Genomic DNA, 26,785 nt, shown 5'->3' on the forward strand with positions numbered 1-26,785 from the left:
TCCTGCATCCGTGATCGTGCTACGCTGCCTCTCCCGATCATGGGCGCGAGGGAGAGAATATGCGCAAGGTCCGCGACTATGACGCCGAGTTGAAGGCGCTGGGCGACAAGGCCCGCGCGCTCAAGGCGAAGAAGGTCCAGCAGCTAGGCGAACTGGTCACGTCCACCGGGGCCGATACGCTTGATGCCGACGTGTTGGCCGGTGCGCTGCTCCATATCGTCGCCGAAGCACAGGCTGAAGGAAACCGGGAGGCGTGGCGCTCCGATGGCGCGGCTTTCTTTCAAGGGCGCGGGCGCAAGACTGGCCGACGTGCTGGCGGCAGCGCGGAAGGCGGAAGCGAAGCTGGCGCAGGCGAGGCACAGGCTTGATGCCGCCGCGCGCCGCATCGATACGAGAGGATGGGTCGTGGCCCGACGCGAGCGCACCCGCCATCTCATAGAGCTGGGCGGCCTGGTTCAGAAAGCCGGCCTGGTCGAACTGGCCGACGACGATCGCGCCACCCTCTACGGCGCGCTGCTCGAACTTGCCGCGAAGGCGCGTGAGGATGGCAACGCGCTCTCGCTCTGGAAGCGGCGCGGCAAACGCGCGTTCGACGCGGAAGCTGACGATGGCTGACCGGCCCGATTTTCATATCATCACTGGTGGTCCCGGTTCGGGTAAAACCACATTGATCGACGCCCTGGCGGCGCAAGGCTTCCACCATATGCCCGAAGCCGGTCGCGCCATCATTCGCGATCAGATCGCCATTGGCGGCGGCGCCCTGCCATGGGCCGATCGCGGGGCCTTCGCTGAACTGATGCTGAGCTGGGAATTACGATCCTGGCATGAAGCGCATGACCGAAAAGGCCCGGTGATCTTCGATCGCGGCGTTCCTGATGTGTCGGGCTATCTGCGCCTGTGCGGCTTGCCCGTTCCTTCCCATGTCGAGCGCGCGGCCGAGATGTTCCGCTACCAGCGCCGGGTATTCATCGCCCCGCCCTGGCGCGAGATTTTCGGGCAGGACACGGAGAGGAAGCAGGATTTTGCAGAGGCGCAAGCGACCTATGAGGCGATGGTCACGGTCTATGCCGATCTCGGCTATGAGCTTGTGTCCCTGCCTCTCGCCCCGGTTGCTGAAAGAGTGCGCTTTGTGCGCGCACGGATGTGGAGGGTAGATGACTGACCGCGTTCCCCGCTCATGGCAGCTCCTGATGGTCGGGTCAGGCGTACATCGGATCTCGCCCGATCTTTGCGACCGGCTTGTGCGCCTGCTCGATCTCTCGCCGCAAACCCGGCTAATCGAAATCGAAACCGATCAGGGCGGCGTCAGCGTCTCACGGGACTGGCCCAGCGACAAGATGGAGGAGGTCTCGGCGATCGAAGCCGAAATCCAATCCACCCCCGGCATCATCCGCATGACCATGTTCCAGGCGAGTTGACGATGGAGTGGTTCCGCCAGCTCGGCCGCGCGATCCGCAACCTGTCCCGCATCGCGCGCCAGAATCCCATATGGGCGATCACCGCGCTGGTGGTCAGCCCAATCCGGCTGATCCGCCATCTGTTCGCCGTCCTGATCCTGTTTCTGGCCGCCGGCATCGTGCTGGGCCTTGGGATGCCGCTCATCCTGGGCAAACTGCTCGGCCTCCCGCATGATTCCAACCTCTATCAAATCATCATGATGCTGACGGTGATCGTCGTCATCCTCATTGGCCTGCGCGCGCTCTTCCAGCCCCTGATCCTTGCTTATGGCGGCCCTGCCGCCGACGACACCCACGGCTCGGCCCGCTTCGCCACCGACGCCGAAAACCGCGCCTATGCCGGTGATAGCGGCCTGCTGATCGGCCGCGATCGCAAGACGGGCAGGCCGCTGCGCTATGCCGGTCCAGCCCATCTGCTGACGATCGCGCCGACGCGCACCGGCAAGGGCGTGGGCACGATCATCCCCAATCTGCTCGACTATGCCGGCCCGGTCGTCTGCATCGACCCCAAGGGCGAAAATGCCCGCATCACCGCCCGCCATCGCGGCAACTTCGGCCCGGTCCATGTCCTCGATCCGTTCGGGGTGACGGGCCTTCCCGGCGCGGCCTTCAACCCGCTCGATCGCATCGACCCTGCTGGCCTCGATCTCGCCGACGACTGCATGACGCTGGCCGATGCGCTGGTCTATGACGCCCCCGGCGAAGCCGGCGAGGCGCACTGGAACGAGGAAGCCAAGGCGCTAATCGCCGGCATCATCCTCGCGATCGTCACCAGCGAGCCGCCGGCGACCCGCACCCTTGCCACGCTACGCGATCGCCTCACCCTTGCGCCGCAAGCCTTCGCTGCCATGCTCGAAGCGATGCAGGCGCAAGGCGGCCTCGCTGCCCGCGCCGCCAACCGGCACCTCGGCAAGTCCGATCGCGAAGGCGCCGGCGTCCTGTCGGCCGCCCAGCGCCACACCCATTTTCTCGACAGCCCACGCATGACAGCGGTGCTGGGGCATTCCGATTTTACGTTCGCCGATGTGAAGGCGCAGCCTACCAGCGTCTACCTGGTGCTGCCGCCCGATAGGCTCGCCACTTATGCCCGCTGGCTGCGCCTGATGCTTGCCCAAGGGCTGACCGATCTGGCGCGCGCACCGGCCTCCCCTACCCGCTCTGTCCTGTTCCTGCTCGATGAGTTCGCCGCCCTCGGCCGCCTCGAACCCGTCGAGCGCGCCATGGGCCTGATGGCCGGCTACGGCATCCAGCTCTGGCCGATCCTGCAGGACGTTCACCAGCTCCGCGCGCTCTACGAGCGCCGCGCCGGCACCTTCCTGTCCAACGCCGGCGTCCTGCAGGTGTTCGGGGTCAACGATCACGACAGCGCCAAGCTCGTCTCCGATCTGCTCGGCCAGGAGACGGTAGTGTTCGAGACCATGAGCCGCGCAATCGACGCGGAGGAAACCGGCATCTCGTTCGGCGCGCAGCATGTCGGCCGCCCGCTGCTCACCCCCGATGAGGTCCGCACGCTGCGCGAGGATTTGCAACTCGTGTTCCTCGCGGGGCAACGGCCGATCGTCGCCGCCAAGCTCAAATATTACGCAGATCGCGAGTTCGCCGGCCGCTTCGACAAAGCGTGAGGTCGTTTAAACGGCATGCCTGTCAAAGCGCCATCGTTCCGATATACAGGCAATATCGAAGTAACGGCGTTCCGCCGCACATTATGCCGCGTCGAAATCGCCCAAAAGCGCGGAAAATCGCGCTTTGGCGTGCGAAAGGTGAGTTTTGGGGTATCAGCTCACCGTTCGCCTTTCGCGCGGCGGTAGGTGATACTCCTAAGGGTCGTGGATCTCGCGCCGGAAAAATCGGCCGTCCGGGAAGCCCTTAGAGCACCGTGGGCAGTTGCGACGCCCGAAACCCTGTCCAGGAGACGGAATCGCGCTGGGTGGCCCGGAAAACGCCCCTGCCGGGACGTTTCCACCCTCCCTGCCCTCTCGATCGGAGCGCCCACATATCCGCTTGGCTTTTCTGGAAAGCCATTTTCCACGGCTGGTCTAGGCAGTGTGCTGGCGATAGGGCGTGACGGTTGGGCGATATTCCAAATCAACAAAAGCGTGCCGGCGAAGCCGGCTCATTGTGGGGATGCCGGGTGGGAGGATCGCGTAGCGATCCGGGGCGGCCGAAGGCCGCGAGCCGGCGGGGCGAAGCCCCAAGAGGCGGTGCTTTTCTTCTCCTTTGGGCATGTCGGTGCCGCCGGCGCAGAGTTATCCACAGGCAAGGCTACCCTAAAACTCACCGTTCGCCTTCTGATTCAAAGATTCTTCTTAGATTCAAGATTCAGGGTGCCTCAAACCCGCAGAAAACTTGGAAAAATGACCTCAAAAAGTGAGTTTTGGGGTCGAGTCGCGTGAGCTTTGGGGTAGCCTTCGGTGAGTTTTGGGGTCGGTAAAAGTGAGTATTGGGGTCGAGTCCGGTGAGCTTTGGGGTATCCGCCAAATCGACGGTGAGTTTTGGGGTATCCTCCCCTGATCGCGATCGGCGAGCTTTAGGATTTGCCTAGCTCACCGCTGCTGTTAAGGTGAGGGCATGGCTTTAGCAAACTCACCAGTGAAGGACGCGAAGGCAAAGACTGCCTCGGGCGACGAAACCGCCCTCACCCTCGCCCAAAAGGGACGCGGAAACCCGTTCGATCCCGCCAATTACGGGGAAATCGTCAAACCCGGCGAGCTGGTCGATATTGTCGAGCTGTCGCCCCTCACCCTCGCCGATCGGCGAATCTACAATCTGCTGATCGCGAACGCCTGGGACCGGATCGGCGAGCCGGTCATTCACCGCATCGCCAAATCCGCGCTCAAGGGCACGCACCAGGGCAACGAGCGCATAGAAAGCTCGCTGCTGCGTCTGATGGGCACGATCGCGATCGTCACCATCCGCAAGGCCGGCAAGAGCTACAAGCGCCGCGTCCAGCTTCTCGGCCCCAGCGACGAAAGCCTCGAAAAAGACGGCTTCCTCCATTACCGGATTCCCGAAGAGCTGATCGAGATATTGCGTAACAGCGAGGTCTATGCCCGCCTCAAGACGCAAGTGATGTATTGCTTCGAGTCGAAATACGCGCTGTGCCTCTATGAAATGATCGAACGGCGGATCGGCCTCGAATACAAGCAAAGCGAAGAGTTCACGATTGCGGAGCTGCGCGGGCTGCTCAACGTGCCGGAAGGTAAGTTGGAACGCTTCGCCGATTTCAACAAATACTGCCTCAAGGTCGCGCAGGACGAAATCAACAAGCTCTGCCCCTTCTGGGTCGAGTTCACCCCGATCAAGAAAGGCCGCAAGGTCGAGCGGGTTTCGATGATGTGGCTCCCGAAAACCATGAGCGGCCGGCGCGACGCGCAAAACCTGATCGACCAGCATAGCATCGTGCGGCGCGCCAAGCTGCGCGGCGACATACCCGAAATGCCGGTGCTGGTGGATTTCAGCGCGCCAGCGGCCGAACGGTGAGGGCCTACCCCAAAACTCACCTTTCGCGCGCTAGGACCGCCTAGCCTTCGCCAGCTCAGCCCGCGCCGCCCTAACCCTCGCCGGCATCGAGCGCGCGGCTCACCGTGAACTGAATCCACGCGCTCCGGCTGATCCCGCGCCGCTTGGCTGCCGCATCGACCTTGGCGAGAAGCGCGCGATCGAAACGCAGCATCACCGGCGACTTGCGCGGCTCGGCCCCCTGCCCCGCCTCGTCGGCCTCGACCGCGATCGGCGCGGCATCCGGCTTCGCCGCGCCGGCAATGAAGGCATCGGCGGCCGCCTCGTCAATCGCCGGCTTGGGCTTGCTGTTCGGTTTACGAGCGATAGCCATTAACACGCACTCCGATATTATCTTGATATACAAACCGCGCCGATCAGCGCCGTCAATTCGTCTATCGCCTTGGGGTCGCGCGGGCTTTGCTCGATAACCGCCCTGCCCTCGGCCGCCGCGTTCGGGAACGCCTTGCGCCGCACGATCGACGTGGGCAGCACTTCGATACCGTCGATATCGCCGATCATCTCCAAGGCGGCCTCATTGTCGGCCCCCTGCGCGTCCGCGCCGTTCAGCACGGCCACGGCGCGCAAGCCCTCGTTGATCTCGCGCGCCTCGGCGACCAGCGCCGAAACCTGATCGAGCGCCCACACGTCGAAGCTGCGCGGCTGCACCGGCACCAGGAGCGTGTCGGCGACGGTGAGCGCGGCGCGCAGCGATCCGGTATCGCGTCCGCCCACGTCGATGATGATATCGTCATATTTGCTGGCGAGCTGGCGGACCTGGCTGCGCAGCGCCGCGCCGGTGAGGGCGACGGCGGTATAGCCGGCCTCCCCAAGCCGCTCGGCGCGAAGCTGGGTGAAGGTGAGGGCGGTGCCCTGCTCGTCCCCGTCCACCAGCAAGAGGTCGCGGCCGGCGAGCGCCAGCGCGACCGCGAGATTGACGGCGAGGGTGGTCTTGCCAACGCCGCCTTTCGTGTTTCCGACTGCCAATATCATAATGCCCTCACTCTGCGAGCTATCGTTAGTCGATTTGCCATGAACTGTCTATCGCTATGATATACAGATGATGCTTACCTATTGGTGTTAAGCCATCGGAGCGTCATTGAAATGGCGATAGGACGGGTCTTGAATCCGAAATGACGATAACGCCCTCATTCCTCCGGTTCGGGATCGTCATCGTCCAGCGGCTCATGGCTCATCTGGCCGTGATCCTCGATCGGGCAAAGCGGCGCTCCGGCCTGCTCAAGCCATTTGCGCGCGGTCCTCACGGTATAGCCGCACGTCGCGCACTCGCATTTGAGCATCCGGGCTTTCTGCTTCTTGGGCGCGGTCGACTCTCCGTCCGTATCAAGGCGGGCATGGGGGAGGGGGCCGACGCTCTCCAAGATCGGCGCGATGGCCGCAAGGAACGCCTCGCCGGGGGTGGTGGCGCGCATCGGCCCGACTAGGCCCAGCCCAAGGGCGACCCGTTTAAACGCCTTCCCATGCCCTGCCGGGATGCCAACGGCGGCATGGACCAGTTCATGCGCGAGAATGGCCGCGATCTGCGCCGGCATCGCATCGGGCGCGTGCGCCAGGTCGGGCCGGATGAAGATTTCAAAATGCCCGTCCGCGCTCAACCGATTATCCCAGCACTCGCCGATCGCCTTGCCCTTCGCGCCTCTGCTGGTGAAGCCGATCGCCACGCGCACGCGGTCGGGCAGGGGGGCGTCCAGCGCCTCGAACAGCGGAGCCATGCCCAGCGCCACGGCATTGAGCCAGCTTTCGCGGGTTTGGTGGGTCATCGTCCTTACTCCTCCCTTCAAATCGCCTGTCCGGCGATGGCCATGCCATCGGCCGGAACACGGACGCCCAAGAACGCCGGCGAGAGAGGGGGGCAGCGGGATTCGATGGGGGTGGTGCGGCCGCAGCGCAGCGAGGCACGGCCCCATCTAATCCCGTTGCGGGGGAGAGACGGCCGGGACCGCCTTTCCCCCTTGAACGAACATCGACGCCGGCGCACGCCGGCACCATGAAGCGAGATCCGCTTGCGATCTCGCCCCCGCCATGTGGGTCGTCACCTTGGGCCAAGACCGCTTGCGGGCTTGGGGAGCGAAGCGAGTAGGGCCACGGTGCCGCGCCAGCGGCAGGCGCATGTCCCCTGCCTGGATTGAAATTGTTGCTCAAATGAGCTACATTGTCGGCTTGACCAAGGAGGTTCCAATGGCCGCTACCGCTTTCGTGCGCGCGCGCATCGACGAAACATTGAAGGATGAAGCCGCCGCCGTGCTGGCCGAGCTGGGGCTGACCGTCTCGGATGTGGTCCGCATGACCCTCACGCGGGTTGCCAAGGATCATGCGTTGCCGTTCGAGCTGAAGGTGCCGAACGCCGAGACGCGCGCCGCGATCGAGGCGTCCCGCGCGACGATGAAGGCCCACCGCGCCCGTTTCACCGATGCCCAGGAAATGTTCGATGCCCTCGACCAAGAAGCCCACCAGCAGTAAGCGGGCTTCGTTCCCAAGAGAGGCGTCCTACGAAAAAAGGTTCGTCAAGGATTGGGAGCGACTGTCGCGCAGCGGGCGCTACAACATGAAACAGCTCAAGGAGGCGATGATGATGCTCATCGCCAACGACGCGCCGTTAGGCCCGGAATGGCTGGATCATCCGCTGAAAGGCGATTGGAGCGATCATCGCGAGTGCCATATCGGCGGCGATTTCCTGCTGATCTATACGATTGAGGGGAATCTGGTGAACTTCGTGCGCGCCGGCACTCATGCGGAACTGTTTGAATAGCCATGCGCGTAATCTTCATCCGTCACGGCGAATCCACCGGCAATGCCGGCGTGCCGTGCCACGATCTCGCGACGATCGAGCTGACGGAGCGCGGCCACGAACAGGCGAGGGCGGTCGCGGCGAGCTGGACGCAAGCGCCCGCGCTCATCGTCACGTCCCCCTATACCCGCACGCAGCAGACGGCCGCGCCGACGATCGCGCGCTTTCCCGGTGTGCCGGTCGAAGTGTGGCCGATCGAAGAGTTCACCTATCTGCAACCGGCGCGCTGGAACGGCACGCGCAGCGCCGAGAGGATGCCGCACCTCGAACGCTATTGGCAGGACGCGGACCCGGACTATTGCGACGGGGAGGGGGCAGAGAGCTTCGCCACGCTGCTCCGGCGCTGCGAGACGGCGCTAGACCGCCTCGCCGCCATGCCCACGGACTCGCTGGCCTATGTGTTCGGGCATGGGCAGTTCATCCAGGCCGCGCGCGCGATCGTCGCCGATGCCCATATGGATGACCGCGCCAAGATGCGAGCGTTCTGGCGCAAGGGCGAGCCGCCCGCGATCGGCAACGCGGAAAGGATCGGGTTCAGGTGGACTGAGGATCGCTGGGAATGTTCACTGGCACTCGACGCATAACCCCTCTCTTGGCGGCGATCCTGCTGGCCTCCTGCGCCAACACGCCGGAGCCTCCTACCAACAGCCATGTTGGGGCGCATCCATACTCGGCCGCCGAGCTAGAGCGCGCTTTTACGAATAGCCGATCCGCCTTGCCGCGCGATCTCTACGGGCCACTAGGAATAGTCATCGATGCCAGGCGCGGCGCGATCGTCATCAGCACCGCTTACGAACTGACCACGGCAGCACCGGATTTTTCGTGCGCGGCGCTGCGACCGTTACCCCCGCGCGATCTTGCGACCACTGTTCCCCTGATCGATGAGCGGGATTGCCAGACAATTCCGGCGAAATATTCCAAAGCACGGCCATTTATCGTGACCTACGATGCCGCGACCTTCCCGCCATCGGCTATGCAGGAAGCGCGCGGAATGCTCGCGGTGGAGAGGGGATGTGTCGTGCTCCGCGAAGCCAATGGTTCACGCCTGTTGGTCTGGCGACAGCCCGCGCAAATTACGCAGACGCAGGATGGATATCGCATCGAGCAGTTGGGCGCGTCCGCCGCGATCGGCGCGCCGGTCGCGCTGACAGGCACCGGCGGAAACACCGTCTCGCCTGCATTTGGCGTCACCTCAAGGTTTGTGCGCCAGACAACGATTTGGCAGACATAATGCGAACATCGGCTAATTAGCGAGCTTGAGGCGCGACATGGGATCGTTGAGCTGGCGGAATTCACCGCCAGGCGGACGCTCCGCCTGCCCTCAAAGGCAGCCGCCGGGCAGGCTACGCCGCGGGGTACGATGCTACTGACATGGCCAAGCCTTCGCTAACGAGCGTTCAGCTCCGGCCACCATATGAACACTCATAAAATAGCTATTCTGCTCCGCCCAGCGTAAATATGCCGCGCGCAGCGCCGATCGGTCATAGCGTGGAGCGCGGCATTCCGCTTTTCGCGCGACGATCATCATGTCGAGCACGCCTTGGAGGTAAGCGCCGCATCGCGGCTCATTCGCTTGACAGCTTACGAACAACGCCGAGCCCGTCGCCGACGCGGGTTCGGTTTGGCCGATCGCACTATCAGGCAGGGCGGCCAAAGCGGCGCATAACAATATCCATCGCCTTGGCCGCATTTTCGTCTCCTATTCCGCAGTATCATTTCGGAAGGGGCGCACGGCCCTCGACGGCCGGCGCCCCGTGCTGATCCATCATTCGCGGCCGAGCACCTGGCCTTCGGGCGTGACGAACAGTTCGATCGTCTTTCCGTCGCTGTTCTTGCCCTTGATTTCATAGAGCGTGCTTCCGTCCGCCTTTCGGGTGACTTGCTCCGCTTTGCTTATTGACGCGAGTTGCGCGCGTGCCGCGTTCATCGCGGCCTCGGGCACCTGAGCAAGCGGGATGTCTCGTTCGCTGTGCTTGCCGATTATCCGGTTTTCGTTCGCCTCGTGGTTTTGCGCGATCGCCACGCCCGCGATCGCCAGCGCGGCCGCGCCCACGCCTGCGACAACAGTGAGAGTTCGTTTGCTAGCCATGTTCCATTCCACTTCCTGCATAAGGGCCGTGGGGTCGGGCGGGCGGCGGTTACGGCCCAATGAGCCGTCGTCCGAGTTCAACTCCTCTGATTGTTCATCCTGTCGAGCGCCGCGCGCAGCCCACGGGCGAGCTTGGCTGCGTCGTCGTTGGCCCAGAAGTGCATGAAGAACAGCCGCGGCTCGTCGTTTAGCATATGATTATGCAGCGCCGTGACCTCGATCCCGTTCGTCCGCAGCACGCGCAGGACCGGATCGACCTCGTTTGCGACAAGTACGAAATCGCCGGTGATGGCGGCTCGGCCGTCCCCGGTTGGCTGAAAGTTGATCGCGGTCGCCGTGCCCATCGTCGGCGGAGTCTCCATATCGCCGTCCATCAGCCGCTCGGCGCGCGGAAAGCTGTATTGGAGGATGCCACCGGCCGTCTTGCCCTCACCGCCCATCAACCGGTTGAGCGGGGCCACATCGAGGTCGAGCCGCGATGCGGCTGCGCTGGCCGAAGGCGATTGCGGCGCGGCGAGCGGGGTCCGACTGGCTGATAGCGCTTGCCGGAGCGCGGCCGCGAGCTTCACCGGGTCGCCGTGGCCGGCAATGTGCATGTACATGGTCGCAGGCGAAGAGCGGAGCAGGTGATTGTGGAGCGCGGTGATCGTAAAACCGCTTGCGAGCAGGCGGCTCAAAACGGGGTTCACCTCGTCGTGGGTCAGCACGAGATCGCCCATCACCATCGCCTCGTCGCCCATCGGCTGAAACGCCGCCCAAGAGCCGAGCGCGAGGGAGGGCTTGATCGTCACCCCATCCAGCGTGACGCTCAGGTCCGAACGCGGGAAGCTGTAGCGGTGAACGCCCCCCGGCTGTTCGGCCCCCGCTCGTCCTATCGCCCGGTCGACAGCCGACCAGTCCGGCGCTGCCCATGCCGGGCTTGCCAGCAGGAGGCTGGCGAATCCCAAGGCGATGGTCTTTTTCAGCATAATTGATCCTTCATCAGCGCACTCGACACGGAAAGCCTCACGTCATGCGAGCGCGCCGCCGGCGAGCCGCGACATTACGCTCCGGTTTCTTTCTTCGGGATAAGCAGTCCTATGCTCATGAGGCTTGTGATGCAACCCTTACACTTGTAGGCTAGTGACGATACAACTATGACAAACACACAAGCTTCCCCTTGGTTGCTCCTGATCCCGCAGCTTCCGGCTAAGCCTGCCTATTTGCGGGTGAAGGTCTGGCGGCGTTTGCAGGCGATCGGGGCCGCGCCGCTCAAGAACGCCGTCCATGCGCTCCCCAATCGCGAGGACACGCGCGCGCTGTTCGAAGAACTGCATCGCGAGATCACCGAAAATGGCGGCGAGGCGCTGATCCTCGAAGCGCGCCTTGTCGGCGGCATGGGCGATGCGGAGCTGCGCGGAGTGTTCGACGCTGCGCGTGACGCCGACTATGAGGAGTTGGCACGCGAGGCGCGCGCGCTGTGTGAGGGCGAGTATGTCGCGGCGGCGGATGTGGGCCGCCTGCGCAAACGCCTGAACGAGGTCGCCGCGATCGACTTTTTCGGTGCGCATGGTCGGCAGGCGGCACAGGCCGCCATCACCGAGGCGGACCGCCGCTCTCACCAACATCCCGATGTGAGCGGCCCCGGTGCGCCCGAGCTGACCCCGGCGGAGCTAAAGCGCCGCGTTTGGGTGACGCGCCGCCATGTCCATGTCGATCGCATCGCGTCCGCCTGGCTCATTCGCCGCTTCATCGACCCCGAGGCGAGCTTCAAGTTCGTCGAGGGCAAAGGATATGTGCCGGAGCCTGACGAACTGAGGTTCGACATGGCGGACGCTGAGTTCACCCACGAAGGCGACCGCTGCTCCTTCGAGACCTTGGTGTTCCTCACCGGTCTCGAGACCGACCCCGCGCTGCGGGCGCTCGGCGAAATTGTTCACGACCTTGATATTGCCGATGCTCGGTTCGAGCGCCCGGAAACTCCGGGAGTGAGCGCGCTTATCGCCGGCATCTGTGCCGGCACCGACGACGACGAGGAGCGGATCGCGCGCGGATCGACCGCGCTCGACGGATTCTATGCTCACTTCACCCGGCGAAAAGAGGACTAAAGATGGAGGCCAGCGCACGCGCTGAAATCGCAGTCGAGACGCTGCACGAGCACGGCATCAGCTTTGGCGAGGCGGTGCGCGTCTGGATCAGGGTCGCGCTGCTCAGCTTCGGCGGACCGGCGGGCCAGATAGCGGTGATGCATCGCATCCTGGTCGAGGAGAAGCGCTGGATCGGCGAGGAGCGGTTCCTCCACGCGCTCAACTATTGCATGCTGCTGCCCGGCCCTGAAGCGCAACAGCTAGCTGTCTATATTGGCTGGTTGCTCCATAAGACCAAGGGCGGCCTGGTCGCGGGCGCGCTATTCGTGCTGCCCGGCTTCCTCGCGATTTTAGGGCTCAGCTATGTCTATGTGCTGCTCGGCGAAGTGCCGCTGGTCGAGGGATTGTTCTTCGGATTGAAGGCCGCCGTGCTGGCGGTGGTGCTACAGGCGGTGGTCCGGGTGGGTTCGCGTGCCTTGAAGAACAACGTCATGCGCGGTTTTGCCGCGCTGGCGTTCGTCGCGATCTTCGTGCTCGACGTGCCCTTCCCGCTGATCGTGCTTGCCGCCGCGCTGATCGGCTTCTTCAGTGGCCGCGCTGGTTACGCCGCATTCAAGGGCGGCGGCGGACATGGTCCCGCCGGCGCTGAGATAATCCACGACCGCGACACCGCTCTTGGCGAGGGCCTTCCCGACCATGCCCGGCCGAACCTCTCTTGGTCGCTGCGCATCTCCGGCGTCCTGCTGCTGCTCTGGCTCGGGCCGGTCGCAGCGCTGCTGTTCGCGTTCGGCCCCGACGACGTGTTCAGCCGCATCGCCACCTTCTTCAGCCAGATGGCGGTGGTGACCTTCGGCGGCGCCTATGCGGTGCTCGCCTATGTCGCGCAGGAGGCAGTCGAGACCTATGGCTGGCTCCAGCCCGGCGAGATGCTCGACGGGCTCGGCATGGCCGAGACCACGCCCGGGCCGCTGATCATGGTGACGCAGTTCGTCGGCTTCCTCGCGGCCTTCCGCGAAGCGACCGGGCTGCCGCCGCTCGTCGCCGCGACCTTCGGCGCAATCCTCACCACCTGGGTTACCTTCCTGCCATGCTTCCTGTGGATCTTCGCCGGCGCGCCATTCATCGAGCGGCTGCGCGGCAACCGCGCATTGTCGGCCGCGCTTTCGGCGATCACCGCCGCAGTGGTCGGCGTGATCCTCAATCTGGCGGTCTGGTTTGGTATCCACACTCTGTTCGAGCAAGTCCGCGAAGTGCCGTTCGCAGCCGGCACCATCGATCTCCCAGTCCTAACGTCCGTCAACTGGCCGGCGCTGGCGCTCGCGGTGGGTGCGATACTCGCCATGTTCCGGTTCAAGGCCGGCATGCTGCCGGTGCTCGGCGTCTGCTCGGTCCTCGGGGCCGCATATGTAATGATCATCTGAAGGAGTGACGCGTGACGATCGACCATCTTTCCCGACGCAGTGCAATCGCAACTCTTGGCATCGGAGCCGCCGCCATGACTATCAACGAAGCCTCTGCGCAGACGCCGGCCGCAGCGCCGGCGGCTGTCCCCGCCTTTGCCGGAAATCATCAGGTCAAGCCGCTCAGGTTCAATCCCGCCAGGCTTCACGGCCTCTCCGAAAGGCTGATCACATCGCACCACGAGAACAATTATGCGGGCTCGGTCAAGGCCCTGAATATGATCGAGACACGACTTGCCGCCGCGCTCGCTGACACGGACCTGCCGCCGGTGGTCTATGGCGGATTGAAGCGCGAGGAGCTGCACCGCACCGGCTCGGTCGTGCTCCATGAGGTCTATTTCGACGGGCTCGGCGGCAACGGCCAGGCAGCCGGTTCCATCCGCGACGCGCTGGGCGCGGCGTTCGGCTCGTTCGACCGCTGGGAAGCCGACTTCCGCCGTACCGGGATGAGCCTTGCCGGCGGATCGGGCTGGTGCGTGCTCGTCTACAATCTCCACACGCGCTCGCTGCACAACCATTGGGCGTGGGATCATATGCACGGTGCGATTGCCGGCGTGCCGCTGCTCGCGCTCGATATGTACGAGCACAGTTTCCACATGGATTACGGCACCGCCGCCGCCAAATATGTCGACGCCTTCTTCCGCAACATCGACTGGGAAGTGGTCGACCGGCGCTATGCCGCGGCTTTGCGCGGCGGCGGCTGAACCCGACCGCCGTGGCTTAACACCCACTGCTGCGCGACACCTGAGTTCGCGACCACAAAGGGGACAGGTCCGATGGGGAGATGCAACAATGACATCCGGCCCGAACATCGCTCTTCTTTGGCGTGGGCAAGCAGCCGAGTGGACGCATCGCTTTCATGAAGCCCGGCAGTGGCCGATAATGCAGGCCTTGCGGGCGCTCGGGGCGACCGCAAGGCCTGTACTGTACAGGGACGAGGCGGTTCGCGAGATTCGGGACGAGCTGCTGTCGTGCGACGCAGTGCTGGTCTGGGTGAATCCGTTGGACATTTCAGGCGACCGCTCGCAGCTCGATCCAATGCTGCGCGAAGTCGCGGGGTGCGGCGTTGTCGTCAGCGCGCATCCTGACGTGATCGCCAAAATCGGCGTCAAGGAAGTGCTCTACACAACGCGATCCATGGAATGGGGCAGCGATGTCGATCGATACGTGGACGCTGAAGGCCTTCGCGCTCGTTTCCCCGAACATCTTGCCGCAGGCCCGCGCGTGCTGAAGCCGAACTACGGCAACGGCGGCAGGAATGTATGGCGTGTCCAACTAGACGAAGCGGGAAACGCTCCGGCTTTGAAAACGTCGGTGAAAGTTCAAGAGGCCCGCCAAGGAAGCAAATCGGAGCGCATCAGCCTAGCCGAGTGCTTGGAAAGGTGGGTGCCGTTTCTAAACGACGGCGGCGTGCTGATCGATCAGGCTTATCAGCCGCAGTCGTCCGAGGGCATGGTCCGCTGCTACGTGTGCGGGCACCGAGTGGTTGGCTTTGGGCACAACCTGATCACTGCGCTGATGACGCCAACGGCCATTGATACAACGTCGTCAACCCCACAGCCGATGGGCCGCGCCATGTTCGGACCGGAGGTGACGCGCTTCGCAGCCTTACGGAAAGCGATGGAGGATCGCTGGATTCCAGAGATGCAAAGGTTGCTGTCGATCGCCGACCACGATCTTCCGCTTCTTTGGGACGCCGACTTCCTATTTCGCCCTGGTGAAGCCATCAGCGATGGCTCCTATGCGCTTTGCGAGATCAATGCTAGTTCGGTTGCACCATTTCCGCCAAGCGCCGTCCAGCCAGTCGCCGCAGCGGCAATCGGTCGCGCTCTTGCCATTCGTTTGACGAAGGAGACCTCCAATCCTCATTGATATGATTCAAGCAATTCAAGAGACGTGACATTGGTCGTATCAATCAGACAAGCCTAAGGGTGAGCGAGGCTGGGTGAAACCGGCTCAGGTGGCAGCGCGGAGATACTGGTAGAGGGTTTCGCGACTGATCCCCAGGTCACGGGCGATGACGGCCTTGCGCTCGCCGTCATCAACACGGCGGTGCAGCTCGGCGACCATTTCGTCGGAGAGGGAACGTTTCCGCCCGCGATAAGCACCGCGTTGTCTGGCGACCGCAATGCCTTCGCGCTGCCGCTCCCGGATCAGGGCGCGCTCGAATTCGGCGAACGCACCCATGACCGAGAGCATCAGGTTGGCCATCGGGGAATCCTCGCCCGAGAAGGCCAGGCTTTCCTTCACGAACTCGATCCGGACGCCTCTTTTGGTGAGGGACTGAACCAGTTTGCGCAGATCGTCGAGATTACGCGCCAATCGATCCATGCTGTGGACCACGACGGTGTCACCCTCGCGGGCGAAGGCGAGCATGGCATCGAGTTCGGGGCGGTTGATGTCCTTGCCCGATGCCTTGTCGGTGAAAATCCGGTCGAGCGACTGCCCGTCCAACTGGCGATCGACATTCTGATCGAATGTGCTCACCCGGACGTAACCGATCCTCTGGCCTTTCATCGCCGCCTCCGGTCAAAATGTCTGGTTGAATTCTATGACACGGCGGAACATGCGTCAATAAATGCTTGCCATAACCCTATCCTGACAGAAACCGCCGCTGCATCCTGACGTCCGGTTAGGCTATACTCCAGATTGACGCTAGCCTGTCGCTCTCGACTCGGGATGGAGGCAGGATGGCGCGGCGGCGATTATTGACCGGAGAAGAAAGGCGTCGCCTGTTCGATATCCCCCATGACGAAACCGCGATCGTCGGCCACTATACCCTTGCCGCCGAGGATCTCGAACTGGTCGGTCGCCGCTATCGCCCTGCCAACCGCCTCGGTCTGGCAACGCAGATCGCGCTTATGCGGCATCCCGGCTTCGGTTTGCAGCCCGACGTCGACGTCCCCGATGCGGTCCTTCACTATCTCGCCGCCCAGCTCTTCGTCGATGTTGATGCGTTCGCCGACTATGGCCAGCGCGCGCAAACACGTAACGATCATGCCGACATTGCGGCACGGCATCTGGGGCTACACCCTTTTCGGCGAGGGGATATACCGCTCGCGCTCGATCTCGCCGCAAGAGCTGCGGAGCGGACCGATCGGGGCGAACCTATTGTCCGCGCATTGATGGAGGGGCTGAAGCAGGAACGCTTCATTCTTCCATCGGCAGACACGCTCGAACGTGCGGGCCTCGCCGGCAGGGCACGCGCCCGCAAAGCCGCGGCGGCGCTCATTGTCGAAAGCCTGGGTCATGCCGAACTGGCGCGGATCGATGATCTGATCGTCAACAACAGCGACTTCGGCATGACGCCGCTGGCCTGGCTGCGCAATTTCGAGGAAGCGCCCACCACGGCGAACATCAACGGGCTGCTGGAACGGCTACGCTATGTGCGCGGAATCGGCATCGACCCGGCGATCGGCGCGAAAATCCCCGACTTCCGGTTCGCGCAGTTCATGCGCGAAGGTGGCGTTGCGCCGGCGTTCCTGCTCTCCGATTATAGCCTTAACAGGCGCCGCGCGACGCTGATCGCGGCGGTCATCGACCTCGATGCCAGGCTCGCCGATGGTGCGATCCAGATGTTCGACAGGCTTGTCGGAAGCCTGTTCACACGGGCGCGGCGCGGGCGGGAAAGGCGCTATCAGGACAGCATCCGCTCGGTCGGCGAACTTATGCGGCTGTTCGGCGCGACGATCGCCGCGCTGGGAGAGGCGGTCGAACATGGCGGTAATCCGCTCGAACTGATCGACGAAGCGGTAGGCTGGCACAGACTGGTCGCAGCCAAATCGCAGGTCGATGCGCTGGCCGAGCTGGCGGGCGAAGATGCGCTTGTCGCGGCGACTGGTCGCTATGCGACGCTGCGGCGGTTCAGCCCGGCTTTCCTCGATACATTCACGTTCAAGGCATCGGGGAGCGGATCGCAACTGGTCAAGGCCATCGAGGTCATCCGCGATACCAATGCCCGCAAGGCCCGCAGCCTGCCCGAGGGCGTTCCGCTCCCATTCGCCAACCGGCAGTGGAAGCGCCTCATCACCGAAGGTGGCCAGGTCGATCGCCGGCGATACGAGACGGCCATCATGGCCACGCTGCGCGATCGGTTGCGCGCCGGCGACATATGGGTCGAAGGAACCCGCAATTATCGCCGCTTCGACACCTATTTGCTGAGTCGACGCGATGCCGATAAGGTGGCCGACAGCCTGCCATTCCAGACCGATGCGGCCGCCTATCTGGAGGAGCGGGCAAGGACGCTCGACTGGCGGCTGCGCCGTTTCGCCAAGCAACTCAAGGCGAACAGGCTCGCGGGCGTGGCGCTCGAACGCGACCGGCTCAAGCTGCAACCCATGCCGGCGATCACTCCACCCGAGGCGGAGGCTCTCGATCGCAGGCTCGACGCCTTGCTTCCGCGCGTGCGGATCACCGAACTCCTGGTCGAGGTGGCCGAGCGCACCGGGTTCCTGAGCGCATTTCGCGATCTTCGGTCCGGCAAGGAGCATGACAACCCGCACGCGATCCTCGCCGCCATTCTCGCTGATGGATCGAATCTGGGTCTAGAGCGCATGGCCAACGCCAGCGACGGGGTGAGCTACGCCCAGCTTGCCTGGACCCACAACTGGTATTTGTCGCCCGAAAACTATCAGGCCGCGTTGGGGATGATCGTTGCCGCGCACCATGATCTTCCTTTCACGCGCCATTGGGGAGCCGGCACTAGTTCATCCTCCGATGGGCAGTTCTTCCGCTCGGGCCGCAACCGATCGGCGGCGGCCGACATCAATGCGAAATATGGCAGCGAGCCGGGCCTGAAGATCTACTCCCACCTGTCCGATCATTTTGCCTCGTTCGGATCGCGGATCATGTCGGCCACCGCCGGCGAGGCCCCCTACGTGCTGGATGGCCTGATGCTCGGCGCCGGCGCGCTACCGCTGCATGAGCATTACACTGATACCGGCGGCGCGACGGACCATGTCTTTGCCCTTTGCCATCTTCTCGGCTTCCGGTTCGTGCCCCGTCTGCGCGACATCGTCGACCGGAAACTCGGCTCGATCGCCGCGCCTTCGACCTACAAAGGCATCGAAAGCCTCATGGGCCGCACGATCAAGACGGCGGCGATCGAAGCCGATTGGGATGACATCGTCAGGATCGTCGCCTCCATTAAGGAAGGAGCCGTTGCGCCCTCCGCGATCCTGCGCAAGCTGGCCGCCTACAAGCGCCAGAACAGGCTGGATTTTGCGCTGGCCGAACTCGGCCGCATCGAGCGGACGCTATTTGCGCTCGACTGGCTTGAACAGCCCGACTTGCGTCGCGCCTGCCAGGCCGGCCTCAATAAAGGCGAAGCACGTCATACCCTTGCCGCCGCGATCTACACCAACCGACAGGGGCGGTTCACCGATCGCTCGATCGAGAATCAGGAATATCGGGCATCGGGCCTCAATCTGCTGATCGCGGCGATTTCTTACTGGAACACCGTCTATATGGACAGGGCCGCCCAGCATCTCCAATCATCCGGCGGCACCTTCGATGATGCGCTGCTTGCCCATCTCTCGCCGATGGGCTGGGTGCATATCAGTTTGACCGGCGACTATCTGTGGCAAAGGGCAAACCGGCTCTCCCCTGGCGAGTTCCGCACCCTCAACGATCCCATGGCCCGCTTCAAACTCGTGGCATAGCCAGTGTTCTCATTATGTCCGCCAAATCGTTGTCTGGCGCACAAACCTTGAGGTGACGCCATTTGCACGACAACATGCCATTCCCTCCGACTGCCGCACATTCCCGACCTTCGCGGTTAACGGCATTTTGCCAGGAGAGTGATGTGAGGGTGGCCGCACTGTGCCTGTTCCTGCTGGTGAGCGCGTGCGGCCTGGGAGAGACCTCGCCATCGGTGGTCGAACAGACCCAGGATGGCGTCACCGCGCTCGTCCGAAACGATGTGCAGGAATCAGAAGACGGCCTGGTCGTGTCTGACGCGATTGAACGGCATGGCTTCGTGCGGCGGCAAGGATCGTGCCTTGTCGTGGACTACAGCGGCCAAGAATATTCGCCGGTATTCCGCACGCCAGCGACCTTTGACGCTACCCTGCAATCTGCAACCGCGAAGCCCTCCGCCCCGCTTCAATTGCTCGGCGGCCCTCTCTCCAAGGTGCGACGTGGATTCAGCGAAGAACTGGCCGAATTTTGCGGACGGCCCCTGTTCCTGCTGGTCGGGATCACGCCTTCGGTATTTCATAACCCCGTCGTGCCCGGTAAGGCGCGATAGTCAGTTGGCGCTGAAATAGGGGCCGGCACATTGCGAGGGCAGGGGAGTGGAAAGGGCCTCGGGAGGTATGCTCTCGCCGACGCCCCCGCCAAGTTGAATGCGTGGGCCGATCGGCACGCGCTGCCCGCTGTTGCCCAATATAACGGCAGCTCCGCGTCCCTCGGTCACGATCCGGGAGCCCTTGGGCCAAATGACAAGCGCCCTCGTTTTGCCCGCTCTGCCGACAAGCCGCAGACAGCCATCACGGGCAACGAGCCGGCCGGACGCTAGCGCCGTCAATGCTATCTCGGGATCGAACGATAGTGTTGGTAGCGCGATTCCTGACATGGGAGGCTCGCTCGTCGTAGCGCAGCCCTCAAGTCCCATCGCGGTTAAAAGCAAAGATGGCAAGAACGTGCTATACCGGCGCACTGATCGCCTCATGACAACACCGATAATCCGGTAGGCTCAGGCACCCAGCGTCCAGCTTGGCGGATAAGGCGGAATTGCATTCCATGCGCTCCGAGATTGCCGAATACGGCTGTCGCCCAAAAAGTCAGCACACCTTTCCGATCGCGAGATTCGACCCTCACCGTGTAGAGGATCGCTTCGGCCTTGGTCGCGGTGACGAACGGAGTGGCATCGGCCCTGCATTGGGAGGCGGGGAAGGCGGGCAAGCGCAGTAGCTCGGCCAATCGCCTGATCGTTCTTTCCGGGGCATCCTTAACAGCGCCATCGGCGAGGCCCTGCAGCCCGACACAAATCGCTTGCTTGCCTTCCCCCGGTCGCGCCCGCGCGACCGCCTCGTCGAACATCACGTCGATCTGCGCATCATCGAGGCCGCTAATGTCGGGAGCGCCAGGAACCGCGATGGCACTCCCGTTACCATGATAATTGGGGCCGGGCACTGGCGGGGGAGGGGGCGGCGGCAATTCCGACGAACTTGCTCGTTGGGGTGGTCCCTCCGCCACCGCCGGTTCTTTCGCCGGACTACATCCTGCGAGACTGATGGCCAGACTGACGACGATGGCGGCACCAGGCCATTGCAGCCCCGTCATCATGGCCGTTCCTGTAACCGCGAAATCGTCGCCTGGCTGACGTTGAACAGCGCCGCGACGGAACGCTGAGTGTCGCCGGCGTCGAGCTTGCGCCGTGCCTCGGCCTGCTGGTGGGGGGTGAGGGCGCTTTTGCGGCCGAACTTGACCCCGCGCGCCTTGGCCTGGGCGCGGCCGGCGCTGGTGCGCTCGACGATCCGCTGGCGCTCCCAGCTCGCCGCGACGCCCAGCACCGCGATCACGACCTCGGCGAGCTGCGATGTCGTGTCCAGCATCGGCTCGGCGATCGAGCGGAAGCCGGCGCCGGTCTCCTTGACCGCGTGCAGGATGTTGAGCAGGTCACGCGTGTTGCGGGCGAGGCGATCGGTCGCCGTCACCATCAGCACGTCGCCGGGATCGAGCGCGCCGATCGCGCGCTTGAGCTGAGGCCGCTCGGCCGACGCGCCGCTGATCTTCTCGCGGTAGATCTTCGTGCAGCCGGCCGCCTCAAGCTGGGCGAGCTGCTGGGCCAGGTCCTGGCCGTTGGTCGAGACGCGCGCATAGCCGTAAATCATGCCGCGATTCTGCATCAGATTTTTGCATCAGGGAAGGGCGCGGATGTAAACGCTCGCGCTGAATGACTGACCGGCTGACGCCGGTAGGTTCATGGCGAAGGGCTGAAGCCTTGCTTGTGGGTATGGCGGTCGAGATAGCGCATGATGATATCGTCGGTGATGTTTCCGGACGTGGTTGAGAAGTAGCCACGCTGCCAGAAGCGCTGGCCCCAGTAGCGCTTGCGGATATGCTCGAACTCCTGCTGGATCTTGCGCGAGGACCGCCCCTTGACCCGGCGCACGAAGTCGCTGACCGAGATATGCGGTGGGATTTCAACGAACATATGGACGTGATCGCGTGAAAGCGCGCCATTGACGATCGTCACGCCCATTTCGACACAGACCTGCTTGATGATCTCGCGCACCCTGAGGCGGACCTCGCCGTGCAACACCTTGAAACGGTATTTGGGCGCCCAGACGATATGATAGCGATGATGAAAGGTCGTGTGGCAACCACTCGAATAGCCCATAGCAGGTATCCTCGGGAAAGTGAGACTTCACGCCTTTCAGGCGGTCTCACTTTCCCGAGGATACCTGCTATTATGCGAGTCTATGGCTGAAGCCAGTATCCGACTGAAGTCGGAGGGGTTGCTCCCAAAGCGTGACGCTAAATGGCGGCGTTCTGATCGCGCTATTTGTCAGTTGCCGGGTCCGATGACGAGGCAATCGCGCGCGGCCTGAACGATGTCAGCGGTGACCTCCTCGACGCGGTTGAGGGTCATGATCCGCCGCATCTGCGCGAACAGGCGCTCCATGAGCCGGAAGTTGCCGCGCGTGATGCGGATCACGGCTGCCTGCGCTTCGATCGCGTCGAGTTGGGCCGGGTCGAAGCTGATCCCGAAATCGCCGGCGTGGGTCGCGAGCAGCAGCCGCATTTCGGTCTCGGTAAGCGGTTTGAACTCGTGGACGAAGCCGATCCGCGAGTAGAGCTGGGCATAGCGGGCGAGGCGCTTCTCCAAGCCCGGCATACCCATCAGGATCAGCCCGAAGCCGTGGCGATCGGCCATGTCGCGGAGATGTTCGAGCGACTTTATGGTCAGGCGGTCGGCCTCGTCGACGATGACGAGGGGGCAGGCGATGCGGGCGGCGTCATGGGTGATTTCGTCCTGCGAGCCGCCCGCGACCGTCAGCCGGGCATAGCCCAGCTTAATGAGGTTGAGGCCCAACACCGCGTCGATCGTCTTGGGCGTGTTGCTGACCGACACGGTGTAGAAGACGGCGCGGCAGCGAGCGACCTTTTCGCCAAGGAGCGCGGCAATGGGACGGAGCGCGGCATATTCCCCCAGGTCGGGGAAGCTGGAAAACTCGCGCGCCGATCGCGTCTTTCCGACGCCCGGCCGGCCATGACACACGCCGATATAGCGGTAGTGCGCGCAGGCTTCGGCAAACTCGACGAACCGGGCATGTTCGCGGGTCGCCAGGAACGGCTGCTCGACCAGGAACTCAATCGTCAGCGGCGTAGAGCCGGAGCCCTCGGTAGGTGGTGGGCCGGGAAGCCGTATCCTCTTGGTCGCCATCGAAGGTCTCCGTGGGGGCAGGCACCTGCTTGTCGCGCTCCTTCGCGCCGCGCCGGGCGCGCTGGATCGCGCGCAACGACGGGTGCCCAGCGTGCTCGGAGCTGAGCGCACGGCAGACGAACCGGCCCTGGTGGTAGACGTGGATCTCGGTCAGGTCGCGGGGGTCATAGACCGCCTCGACCTGCTCGCCGACGAAGGCCGCGAGCGTGGGTTCGACATAGCGCCTGCCCATCAGACGGATGCCGTCGCGCAGCACTTTACGGGGCTTGGGCACGTGCACGAGCAGCATGTCGAGCTGTTCAAGGCTGTCGGGCATTGCGGGCAGGAACCCGCCCTTCTGCCAGCGCGTGATCGGCGGTTCGCCGGTGCTGCCATGCGGGCGACGATGATAGACGCCGCACACGAACGCCTCGAAGCGGGCGCGCAGCTCGTCGGGCGTGAGCACTGGCGCCGACAGCGGCTTGCCCGCGATCAGGTGGCCGGGCAGGTCGGGCAGGAACATGTCGTTGATGGTGCGGAACAGCCGCTCGATCTTGCCGCGCCCGCGAGGACGCCCCGGCAGCGAATGGATGAGGCGGATTTTGAGGGCGATGCACGCCTGCTCGATATGCTCGGAGATGAAATCCGAGCCGTTGTCGACGTAAAGCTGTTCGGGAATGCCGCTGACGATCCATTCGGGATTGGGCTTGCGCCAGATCGCCTGCCGCAAGGCGAGCGCCGTGTTGAGGGCACTGGGGGCATCGAGGCTGAGGAAGTAACCGGCGATGGCTCGGCTGTGATCGTCAACGATGACGGTCAGCCAAGGACGCACCGGGGTTCCGGCATCATCGAGCACGAGAATGTCGAGAACGGTATGATCGGCCTGCCACATCTCGTTCGAGGTCGCGGCTTCGCGCCGATGCACTAGCTCGTGCTGGTCGCGGTAGACGGCCGGATCGGAGGCTGCGGCGATCTGGCTTGCCGGTATCGCCCTGACGACACGCGCGACGGCCGCATAGCTGGGGGTTCGGTGTCCATGCGCGATGGCGAGTTCCTGCACCTTTCGGTGAATGGCGGCGACCGGGGGTCGCGGGCGCTTGGTGGCGAGAGTGCGGGTCAGTTCGACCAGATGTTCCGGCAGGTGCAGCCTGCCCCGATCGTTGCGCGGCAGACGCGCGAGACCGGCAAGTCCTTCGGCACGGTAGCGCCCGAGCCAGCGCTGCAACGTCCGCTCGCTCAGCGTGCCGGTGCGGGCGAGGTCCGCGAGCGGGATGCCATCGGCGAGGTGCGGTTCAAGGACGCGGTAGCGCTCGATCGCCAGCGGCGGGACAAGCGCCGGATGCGTCACCGCCGACGGTCCGTGTCGCAGGTAAGGAAAACGGAGATTTGCCTGCCCATCGCCATGCGAGTCCGCTCGCGTTGCCAAACCGGCCTGTTCGACGTAAATCTACCCGGTAAAGAAAACTAGGGCAACATAGACCTGCCGATGACGACTTTCTTCCCAAACCGCGCCCGATCGGGGCGCCACCGGCCCTACGCATGAAAATCGGTTACGCCCGCGTATCGACCGCCGAGCAGAACCTGGACCTCCAGCGTGATGCGCTGAAGGCTGCCGGCTGCGAGAAGGTCATCACCGACAAGGCCTCCGGGGCGACTGCCGCTCGCCCTGGATTGGAAAAGGTGAAGGAGCTGCTTCGCGCCGGCGACACACTGGTGGTCTGGCGCCTCGACAGGCTCGGCCGCTCGCTCCGTGATCTGATCGGATGGATGACCTACCTCGACGAGGAAAAGGTCGGGCTGCTGAGCCTGCACGAGGCGATCGACACGACCACCACGTCGGGCAAGCTTACCTTCCACCTGTTCGGGGCATTGGCGGAGTTCGAGCGCAACCTGATCCGCGAGCGGACCCAGGCCGGTCTCACCGCAGCCCGCGCTCGCGGCAAGAAGGGTGGCCGGCCGGCCGCACTCGGCAAGGACAAGCGCGACCTGGCCGTCAGGCTCTACCACGAGAACACGATGCCGATCGCCAAGATTTGCTCGATGCTCGGCATCTCCAAGCCAACACTCTACGCCTATGTGCGATCGGCCGAGACCAAGCCGGTAGCCGCGTAGCGACGCTCGCCGACAAATAGCGCGATCAGAATGCCGCCACTTAGCGCGAGCGTTTACACCGTTCGCGGTCCCGATCGGCCCAGCGTCCCCCGGAACCGTTCGTTATCGGGAAGGCATCTAAGCGGTCTGCACCATCCTTCATCTAAAGTTCTCCAAGCGCTTCTGAGGATTTTCGGGCGCACCAAAAGCACTTGCTCCTCCAGTGGCTGGAGCATGTAACCGCAATTTGCTCTCCTGCGGACGGGGGGCTGGAGGTGGCTTTTTGACGGCCCGTGTTGAAGCAATCGGTATGTCTCGACGCTCATTAGTGGCGCGGCTGGTGGCCTGTGGAACCGGCTTGGTGCTCGGTTCTCCAACGCTCGCGCGACAGACTTCCCGGTCTGCGGGCTCGTGGAACTTCGGTGCGGCTCACCTCGAATGGGAGCCGCTGGAAGTCGGCACGGGTGATACCCTCCTTGTTTCGGCACAAGTGCGCGGAGTGCCGGTGCGGGCGGTGCTCGACAGTGGCAGCGGCGCGTCGATCATGAGCACGGCGCTCGCGGCGAAGCTCGGCTTGAACGATGGTGAGCGGCGCATGATTAGCGGGCTGAGCGCCAAGGCCCCGGTGCTGCTGGTCCGCGACATCGACGTACAGCTCGCCCGCGAAACCCGTCGCTTACCCTTTGCCGTCGTTGGTGATCTGAGTTCAGTGTCGGCGGCCTTCGGACGACCGATCGATATCCTCCTCGGTGCCGATATGTTCACGGGTAGCTGCATCGCGCTCGATTTCGCGAAAAGGCGTATGGCGGTCGTCAAGTCAGGCACGTTTCTCGCCGGTCCCGACTGGCGCGCTGTCGCGCTCGGGCGCGGTGCCAAGCAGGAGCTGTTCATTCGAGCTTCCGTCTCGGGTTTGCCTCCCGTGCCCTTGATGATCGATCTTGGCAGCTCGGCCGCGCTGATGCTCTCGTCGGCCTATGCCCGCGATCAAGGGCTGTTGAACGGGAAGCTCGTCTCGACCGCGGCGATCGGCGGCGTCGATGGTGTGCGTATCAACGATGCTTTCACGATCCAGAACATCAACATCGAAGGGCTTGGCGTCTCGAACGTCCCCACACTCGGGATGAGAGCTTGGCTCTCCACCAGCACGGTTGGCAATGTCGGCCTACCGCTGATCGCTCAATTCGACGTGGTGTTCGACGTGACCGCCGGATTCGTGTGGCTCCGGCCACTCGGTCCTCGTCGTCGCCTGCCGATGCTGAAGGACCGTAGCGGCCTTGGCCTCGCAGCCTCACCAACGGCGCTCACCGTTGTTCATGTGGCGGCGAACAGTCCCGCGGAAAAGGCTGGCTGGGCGGTCGGCGACCGGATCGTGGCGGTGAACGGCCATTCGATCGATGCGAACTATACGCGTGGGGAGCTCTGGCAAGTGCGCTCCCGGCCTGCTGGCACCCTCGTAAAGCTGACGATGGCCTCGGGTGATGTGCGCGAGCTCAGGCTGGCCGATTATTATTGATCGGCTTGAGGGTGGCCTTTGCCGATCGCCTTCATGATCCGACAATCGGCCATGCGCGCCTTGGTGCAGCTCTGGCTGAGCATTGCCAACTCATCCCGCAACACCGCGAGTTGCGCCAGTCTCTCCTCCACATCCTTGAGGTGCTGAGCAGCGATAGCTGAGGCGGCACCACAATCCTGGTCCGGGTTCTGCGCCAGCCCCATCAACGAACGGATCTCGTCGACGGAGAAGCCAAGCCGGCGACCGTTGCGGATGAAGTGCAAACGCTCAATGTCACTGGCATCGTAGGTTCTGCGACCCGACGCCGTGCGAGGGGCGGATCGGAGCAACCCGATCGACTCATAAAAGCGGATCGTCGTCACCTTCGTCGAGGTCTCGCTGGCGAGCTGCCCAATCATCACCGGCTTCATCATGCCATCCTTGCTTATGCGA

General features: G+C 63.7%; 31 protein-coding genes. 18 read left to right on the plus strand and 13 right to left on the minus strand.

The features are described from left to right. Positions 1–59: 59 nt before the first annotated feature. The 6 genes from SP5_RS17010 (at position 60) to SP5_RS17035 (ending at position 4,937) form a co-directional block, all read left to right on the plus strand. A complete protein-coding gene (locus tag SP5_RS17010) occupies positions 60–368 on the plus strand; it encodes a conjugal transfer protein TraD (protein WP_010339211.1) in 309 nt (102 codons plus the stop codon). 37 nt (positions 369–405) lie between these two features. Beyond that, positions 406–615: a conjugal transfer protein TraD gene (locus SP5_RS17015; RefSeq protein ID WP_010339212.1), complete on the plus strand. Its 210-nt coding sequence runs from the start codon at positions 406–408 to the stop codon at positions 613–615. Then, positions 608–1,162 (plus strand): AAA family ATPase, encoded by a 555-nt coding sequence (locus SP5_RS17020; protein ID WP_010339213.1) that lies wholly within the window; start codon positions 608–610, stop codon positions 1,160–1,162. Before SP5_RS17015 ends, SP5_RS17020 begins: the two co-directional genes overlap by 8 nt. Next, complete coding sequence (locus SP5_RS17025; protein ID WP_010339214.1) at positions 1,155–1,418, plus strand: hypothetical protein; 264 nt, start codon at positions 1,155–1,157, stop codon at positions 1,416–1,418. The genes SP5_RS17020 and SP5_RS17025 overlap by 8 nt, the downstream gene beginning before the upstream one ends. Before the next feature lie 2 nt (positions 1,419–1,420). Further along, positions 1,421–3,079, plus strand: a complete 1,659-nt coding sequence (locus SP5_RS17030) for a type IV secretory system conjugative DNA transfer family protein (protein ID WP_010339215.1) — start codon at positions 1,421–1,423, stop codon at positions 3,077–3,079. A 946-nt stretch (positions 3,080–4,025) separates the two neighbouring features. Then, entirely contained in the window at positions 4,026–4,937 is a 912-nt protein-coding gene (locus tag SP5_RS17035) for a replication initiation protein (protein ID WP_029547944.1), read from the plus strand. 70 nt (positions 4,938–5,007) lie between these two features. On the opposite strand, the gene SP5_RS17040 is transcribed toward SP5_RS17035, so the two are convergent. From SP5_RS17040 to SP5_RS17050, 3 genes are all read right to left on the minus strand, one after another. Then, positions 5,008–5,289 (minus strand): hypothetical protein, encoded by a 282-nt coding sequence (locus tag SP5_RS17040; protein WP_010339217.1) that lies wholly within the window; start codon positions 5,287–5,289, stop codon positions 5,008–5,010. A gap of 17 nt (positions 5,290–5,306) precedes the next feature. Then, entirely contained in the window at positions 5,307–5,948 is a 642-nt protein-coding gene (locus tag SP5_RS17045) for an AAA family ATPase (RefSeq protein WP_010339218.1), read from the minus strand. 155 nt (positions 5,949–6,103) lie between these two features. Next, entirely contained in the window at positions 6,104–6,736 is a 633-nt protein-coding gene (locus SP5_RS17050) for a transcription elongation protein SprT (protein WP_010339219.1), read from the minus strand. Positions 6,737–7,154: 418 nt separating this feature from the next. Here SP5_RS17050 and SP5_RS17055 point away from each other — a divergent pair, with 418 nt between their 5' ends. The 4 genes from SP5_RS17055 to SP5_RS19345 are packed head-to-tail and all read left to right on the plus strand — an operon-like array spanning position 7,155 to position 8,995. Continuing rightward, a complete protein-coding gene (locus tag SP5_RS17055; protein ID WP_010339220.1) occupies positions 7,155–7,436 on the plus strand; it encodes a type II toxin-antitoxin system RelB/DinJ family antitoxin in 282 nt (93 codons plus the stop codon). Next, the gene (locus tag SP5_RS17060) at positions 7,405–7,725 is read left to right on the plus strand and encodes a type II toxin-antitoxin system YafQ family toxin (RefSeq protein ID WP_029547945.1); all 321 of its coding nucleotides are present in this window, start codon (positions 7,405–7,407) and stop codon (positions 7,723–7,725) included. Before SP5_RS17055 ends, SP5_RS17060 begins: the two co-directional genes overlap by 32 nt. Positions 7,726–7,727: 2 nt before the next feature. Then, the gene (locus SP5_RS17065) at positions 7,728–8,348 is read left to right on the plus strand and encodes a histidine phosphatase family protein (protein WP_010339222.1); all 621 of its coding nucleotides are present in this window, start codon (positions 7,728–7,730) and stop codon (positions 8,346–8,348) included. Positions 8,349–8,356: 8 nt separating this feature from the next. Next, positions 8,357–8,995 carry a hypothetical protein gene (locus tag SP5_RS19345; protein WP_157013791.1) on the plus strand — a complete coding sequence of 213 codons (639 nt, stop codon included), beginning with the start codon at positions 8,357–8,359 and terminating at the stop codon, positions 8,993–8,995. Positions 8,996–9,127: 132 nt separating this feature from the next. Here SP5_RS19345 and SP5_RS20010 read toward each other — a convergent pair whose 3' ends face one another. The 3 genes from SP5_RS20010 to SP5_RS17080 all read right to left on the minus strand — a co-directional run bounded on the left by SP5_RS20010 (position 9,128) and on the right by SP5_RS17080 (position 10,821). Next, positions 9,128–9,454, minus strand: coding sequence for a Rap1a/Tai family immunity protein (locus SP5_RS20010; RefSeq protein WP_223178489.1), 327 nt, complete (start codon positions 9,452–9,454; stop codon positions 9,128–9,130). 75 nt (positions 9,455–9,529) lie between these two features. Then, positions 9,530–9,934, minus strand: a complete 405-nt coding sequence (locus tag SP5_RS17075; protein ID WP_228165648.1) for a PepSY domain-containing protein — start codon at positions 9,932–9,934, stop codon at positions 9,530–9,532. Beyond that, the gene (locus tag SP5_RS17080) at positions 9,931–10,821 is read right to left on the minus strand and encodes a DUF1259 domain-containing protein (protein ID WP_042490969.1); all 891 of its coding nucleotides are present in this window, start codon (positions 10,819–10,821) and stop codon (positions 9,931–9,933) included. Before SP5_RS17080 ends, SP5_RS17075 begins: the two co-directional genes overlap by 4 nt. 195 nt (positions 10,822–11,016) lie before the next feature. On the opposite strand from SP5_RS17080, the gene SP5_RS17085 reads away from it, so the two are divergent. The 4 genes from SP5_RS17085 to SP5_RS17100 all read left to right on the plus strand — a co-directional run bounded on the left by SP5_RS17085 (position 11,017) and on the right by SP5_RS17100 (position 15,251). After that, positions 11,017–11,940, plus strand: coding sequence for a chromate resistance protein ChrB domain-containing protein (locus tag SP5_RS17085; RefSeq protein ID WP_008603798.1), 924 nt, complete (start codon positions 11,017–11,019; stop codon positions 11,938–11,940). A gap of 2 nt (positions 11,941–11,942) precedes the next feature. Continuing rightward, a complete protein-coding gene (gene chrA, locus SP5_RS17090) occupies positions 11,943–13,340 on the plus strand; it encodes a chromate efflux transporter (protein WP_017184237.1) in 1,398 nt (465 codons plus the stop codon). Between the two features lie 11 nt (positions 13,341–13,351). Then, entirely contained in the window at positions 13,352–14,083 is a 732-nt protein-coding gene (locus SP5_RS17095) for a superoxide dismutase (RefSeq protein WP_008603800.1), read from the plus strand. An 88-nt stretch (positions 14,084–14,171) separates the two neighbouring features. After that, positions 14,172–15,251 carry a Cj0069 family protein gene (locus tag SP5_RS17100; protein ID WP_157784811.1) on the plus strand — a complete coding sequence of 360 codons (1,080 nt, stop codon included), beginning with the start codon at positions 14,172–14,174 and terminating at the stop codon, positions 15,249–15,251. An 84-nt stretch (positions 15,252–15,335) separates the two neighbouring features. Here SP5_RS17100 and SP5_RS17105 read toward each other — a convergent pair whose 3' ends face one another. After that, positions 15,336–15,896 carry a recombinase family protein gene (locus SP5_RS17105; RefSeq protein WP_017184234.1) on the minus strand — a complete coding sequence of 187 codons (561 nt, stop codon included), beginning with the start codon at positions 15,894–15,896 and terminating at the stop codon, positions 15,336–15,338. 173 nt (positions 15,897–16,069) lie between these two features. On the opposite strand from SP5_RS17105, the gene SP5_RS17115 reads away from it, so the two are divergent. Together SP5_RS17115 and SP5_RS17120 are read left to right on the plus strand one after the other, a co-directional pair. Continuing rightward, positions 16,070–19,039 carry a Tn3 family transposase gene (locus SP5_RS17115; RefSeq protein ID WP_084220744.1) on the plus strand — a complete coding sequence of 990 codons (2,970 nt, stop codon included), beginning with the start codon at positions 16,070–16,072 and terminating at the stop codon, positions 19,037–19,039. A 149-nt stretch (positions 19,040–19,188) separates the two neighbouring features. Continuing rightward, complete coding sequence (locus SP5_RS17120; protein WP_010339224.1) at positions 19,189–19,626, plus strand: hypothetical protein; 438 nt, start codon at positions 19,189–19,191, stop codon at positions 19,624–19,626. Between the two features lie 419 nt (positions 19,627–20,045). Here the strand turns inward: SP5_RS17120 and SP5_RS19350 are convergent, their stop codons facing one another. The 5 genes from SP5_RS19350 to SP5_RS17145 all read right to left on the minus strand — a co-directional run bounded on the left by SP5_RS19350 (position 20,046) and on the right by SP5_RS17145 (position 24,097). Beyond that, entirely contained in the window at positions 20,046–20,666 is a 621-nt protein-coding gene (locus SP5_RS19350; RefSeq protein ID WP_126053496.1) for a hypothetical protein, read from the minus strand. Continuing rightward, positions 20,663–21,214 carry a recombinase family protein gene (locus SP5_RS17130; RefSeq protein WP_037525727.1) on the minus strand — a complete coding sequence of 184 codons (552 nt, stop codon included), beginning with the start codon at positions 21,212–21,214 and terminating at the stop codon, positions 20,663–20,665. Before SP5_RS17130 ends, SP5_RS19350 begins: the two co-directional genes overlap by 4 nt. 89 nt (positions 21,215–21,303) lie before the next feature. Beyond that, positions 21,304–21,723, minus strand: a complete 420-nt coding sequence (tnpA, locus tag SP5_RS17135; protein WP_010339227.1) for an IS200/IS605 family transposase — start codon at positions 21,721–21,723, stop codon at positions 21,304–21,306. Positions 21,724–21,891: 168 nt separating this feature from the next. Beyond that, positions 21,892–22,770, minus strand: coding sequence for an AAA family ATPase (locus SP5_RS18885; RefSeq protein ID WP_009824028.1), 879 nt, complete (start codon positions 22,768–22,770; stop codon positions 21,892–21,894). Further along, positions 22,697–24,097 carry a TnsB C-terminal domain-containing protein gene (locus SP5_RS17145; RefSeq protein ID WP_010339228.1) on the minus strand — a complete coding sequence of 467 codons (1,401 nt, stop codon included), beginning with the start codon at positions 24,095–24,097 and terminating at the stop codon, positions 22,697–22,699. Before SP5_RS17145 ends, SP5_RS18885 begins: the two co-directional genes overlap by 74 nt. Positions 24,098–24,288: 191 nt before the next feature. On the opposite strand from SP5_RS17145, the gene SP5_RS17150 reads away from it, so the two are divergent. Further along, on the plus strand, positions 24,289–24,861 hold the full coding sequence (locus tag SP5_RS17150; RefSeq protein WP_007407197.1) for a recombinase family protein: 573 nt from the start codon (positions 24,289–24,291) through the stop codon (positions 24,859–24,861). Positions 24,862–25,150: 289 nt separating this feature from the next. Beyond that, positions 25,151–26,353, plus strand: coding sequence for an aspartyl protease family protein (locus tag SP5_RS17155; RefSeq protein ID WP_013039112.1), 1,203 nt, complete (start codon positions 25,151–25,153; stop codon positions 26,351–26,353). Here SP5_RS17155 and SP5_RS17160 read toward each other — a convergent pair. Next, a complete protein-coding gene (locus tag SP5_RS17160) occupies positions 26,347–26,763 on the minus strand; it encodes a MerR family transcriptional regulator (protein ID WP_004212867.1) in 417 nt (138 codons plus the stop codon). The two genes, SP5_RS17155 and SP5_RS17160, sit on opposite strands and share 7 nt — an antisense overlap. Positions 26,764–26,785: the final 22 nt, after the last annotated feature.

This window comes from Sphingomonas parapaucimobilis NBRC 15100 (assembly GCF_000787715.1).
In the GTDB taxonomy this organism is placed as follows: Bacteria; Pseudomonadota; Alphaproteobacteria; order Sphingomonadales; family Sphingomonadaceae; genus Sphingomonas; species Sphingomonas parapaucimobilis.

Coding starts and splice junctions, on each gene's coding strand:
- SP5_RS17010 (WP_010339211.1), top strand. CDS start 60: ATGCGCAAGGTCCGCGACTATGACGCCGAGTTGAAGGCGCTGGGCGAC.
- SP5_RS17020 (WP_010339213.1), top strand. CDS start 608: ATGGCTGACCGGCCCGATTTTCATATCATCACTGGTGGTCCCGGTTCG.
- SP5_RS17025 (WP_010339214.1), top strand. CDS start 1,155: ATGACTGACCGCGTTCCCCGCTCATGGCAGCTCCTGATGGTCGGGTCA.
- SP5_RS17030 (WP_010339215.1), top strand. CDS start 1,421: ATGGAGTGGTTCCGCCAGCTCGGCCGCGCGATCCGCAACCTGTCCCGC.
- SP5_RS17035 (WP_029547944.1), top strand. CDS start 4,026: ATGGCTTTAGCAAACTCACCAGTGAAGGACGCGAAGGCAAAGACTGCC.
- SP5_RS17040 (WP_010339217.1), bottom strand. CDS start 5,289: ATGGCTATCGCTCGTAAACCGAACAGCAAGCCCAAGCCGGCGATTGAC.
- SP5_RS17045 (WP_010339218.1), bottom strand. CDS start 5,948: ATGATATTGGCAGTCGGAAACACGAAAGGCGGCGTTGGCAAGACCACC.
- SP5_RS17050 (WP_010339219.1), bottom strand. CDS start 6,736: ATGACCCACCAAACCCGCGAAAGCTGGCTCAATGCCGTGGCGCTGGGC.
- SP5_RS17055 (WP_010339220.1), top strand. CDS start 7,155: ATGGCCGCTACCGCTTTCGTGCGCGCGCGCATCGACGAAACATTGAAG.
- SP5_RS17060 (WP_029547945.1), top strand. CDS start 7,405: ATGCCCTCGACCAAGAAGCCCACCAGCAGTAAGCGGGCTTCGTTCCCA.
- SP5_RS17065 (WP_010339222.1), top strand. CDS start 7,728: ATGCGCGTAATCTTCATCCGTCACGGCGAATCCACCGGCAATGCCGGC.
- SP5_RS20010 (WP_223178489.1), bottom strand. CDS start 9,454: ATGCGGCCAAGGCGATGGATATTGTTATGCGCCGCTTTGGCCGCCCTG.
- SP5_RS17080 (WP_042490969.1), bottom strand. CDS start 10,821: ATGCTGAAAAAGACCATCGCCTTGGGATTCGCCAGCCTCCTGCTGGCA.
- chrA (WP_017184237.1), top strand. CDS start 11,943: ATGGAGGCCAGCGCACGCGCTGAAATCGCAGTCGAGACGCTGCACGAG.
- SP5_RS17100 (WP_157784811.1), top strand. CDS start 14,172: ATGACATCCGGCCCGAACATCGCTCTTCTTTGGCGTGGGCAAGCAGCC.
- SP5_RS17105 (WP_017184234.1), bottom strand. CDS start 15,896: ATGAAAGGCCAGAGGATCGGTTACGTCCGGGTGAGCACATTCGATCAG.
- SP5_RS17115 (WP_084220744.1), top strand. CDS start 16,070: ATGGCGCGGCGGCGATTATTGACCGGAGAAGAAAGGCGTCGCCTGTTC.
- SP5_RS19350 (WP_126053496.1), bottom strand. CDS start 20,666: ATGATGACGGGGCTGCAATGGCCTGGTGCCGCCATCGTCGTCAGTCTG.
- SP5_RS17130 (WP_037525727.1), bottom strand. CDS start 21,214: ATGATTTACGGCTATGCGCGCGTCTCGACCAACGGCCAGGACCTGGCC.
- tnpA (WP_010339227.1), bottom strand. CDS start 21,723: ATGGGCTATTCGAGTGGTTGCCACACGACCTTTCATCATCGCTATCAT.
- SP5_RS18885 (WP_009824028.1), bottom strand. CDS start 22,770: ATGGCGACCAAGAGGATACGGCTTCCCGGCCCACCACCTACCGAGGGC.
- SP5_RS17150 (WP_007407197.1), top strand. CDS start 24,289: ATGAAAATCGGTTACGCCCGCGTATCGACCGCCGAGCAGAACCTGGAC.
- SP5_RS17155 (WP_013039112.1), top strand. CDS start 25,151: ATGTCTCGACGCTCATTAGTGGCGCGGCTGGTGGCCTGTGGAACCGGC.
- SP5_RS17160 (WP_004212867.1), bottom strand. CDS start 26,763: ATGAAGCCGGTGATGATTGGGCAGCTCGCCAGCGAGACCTCGACGAAG.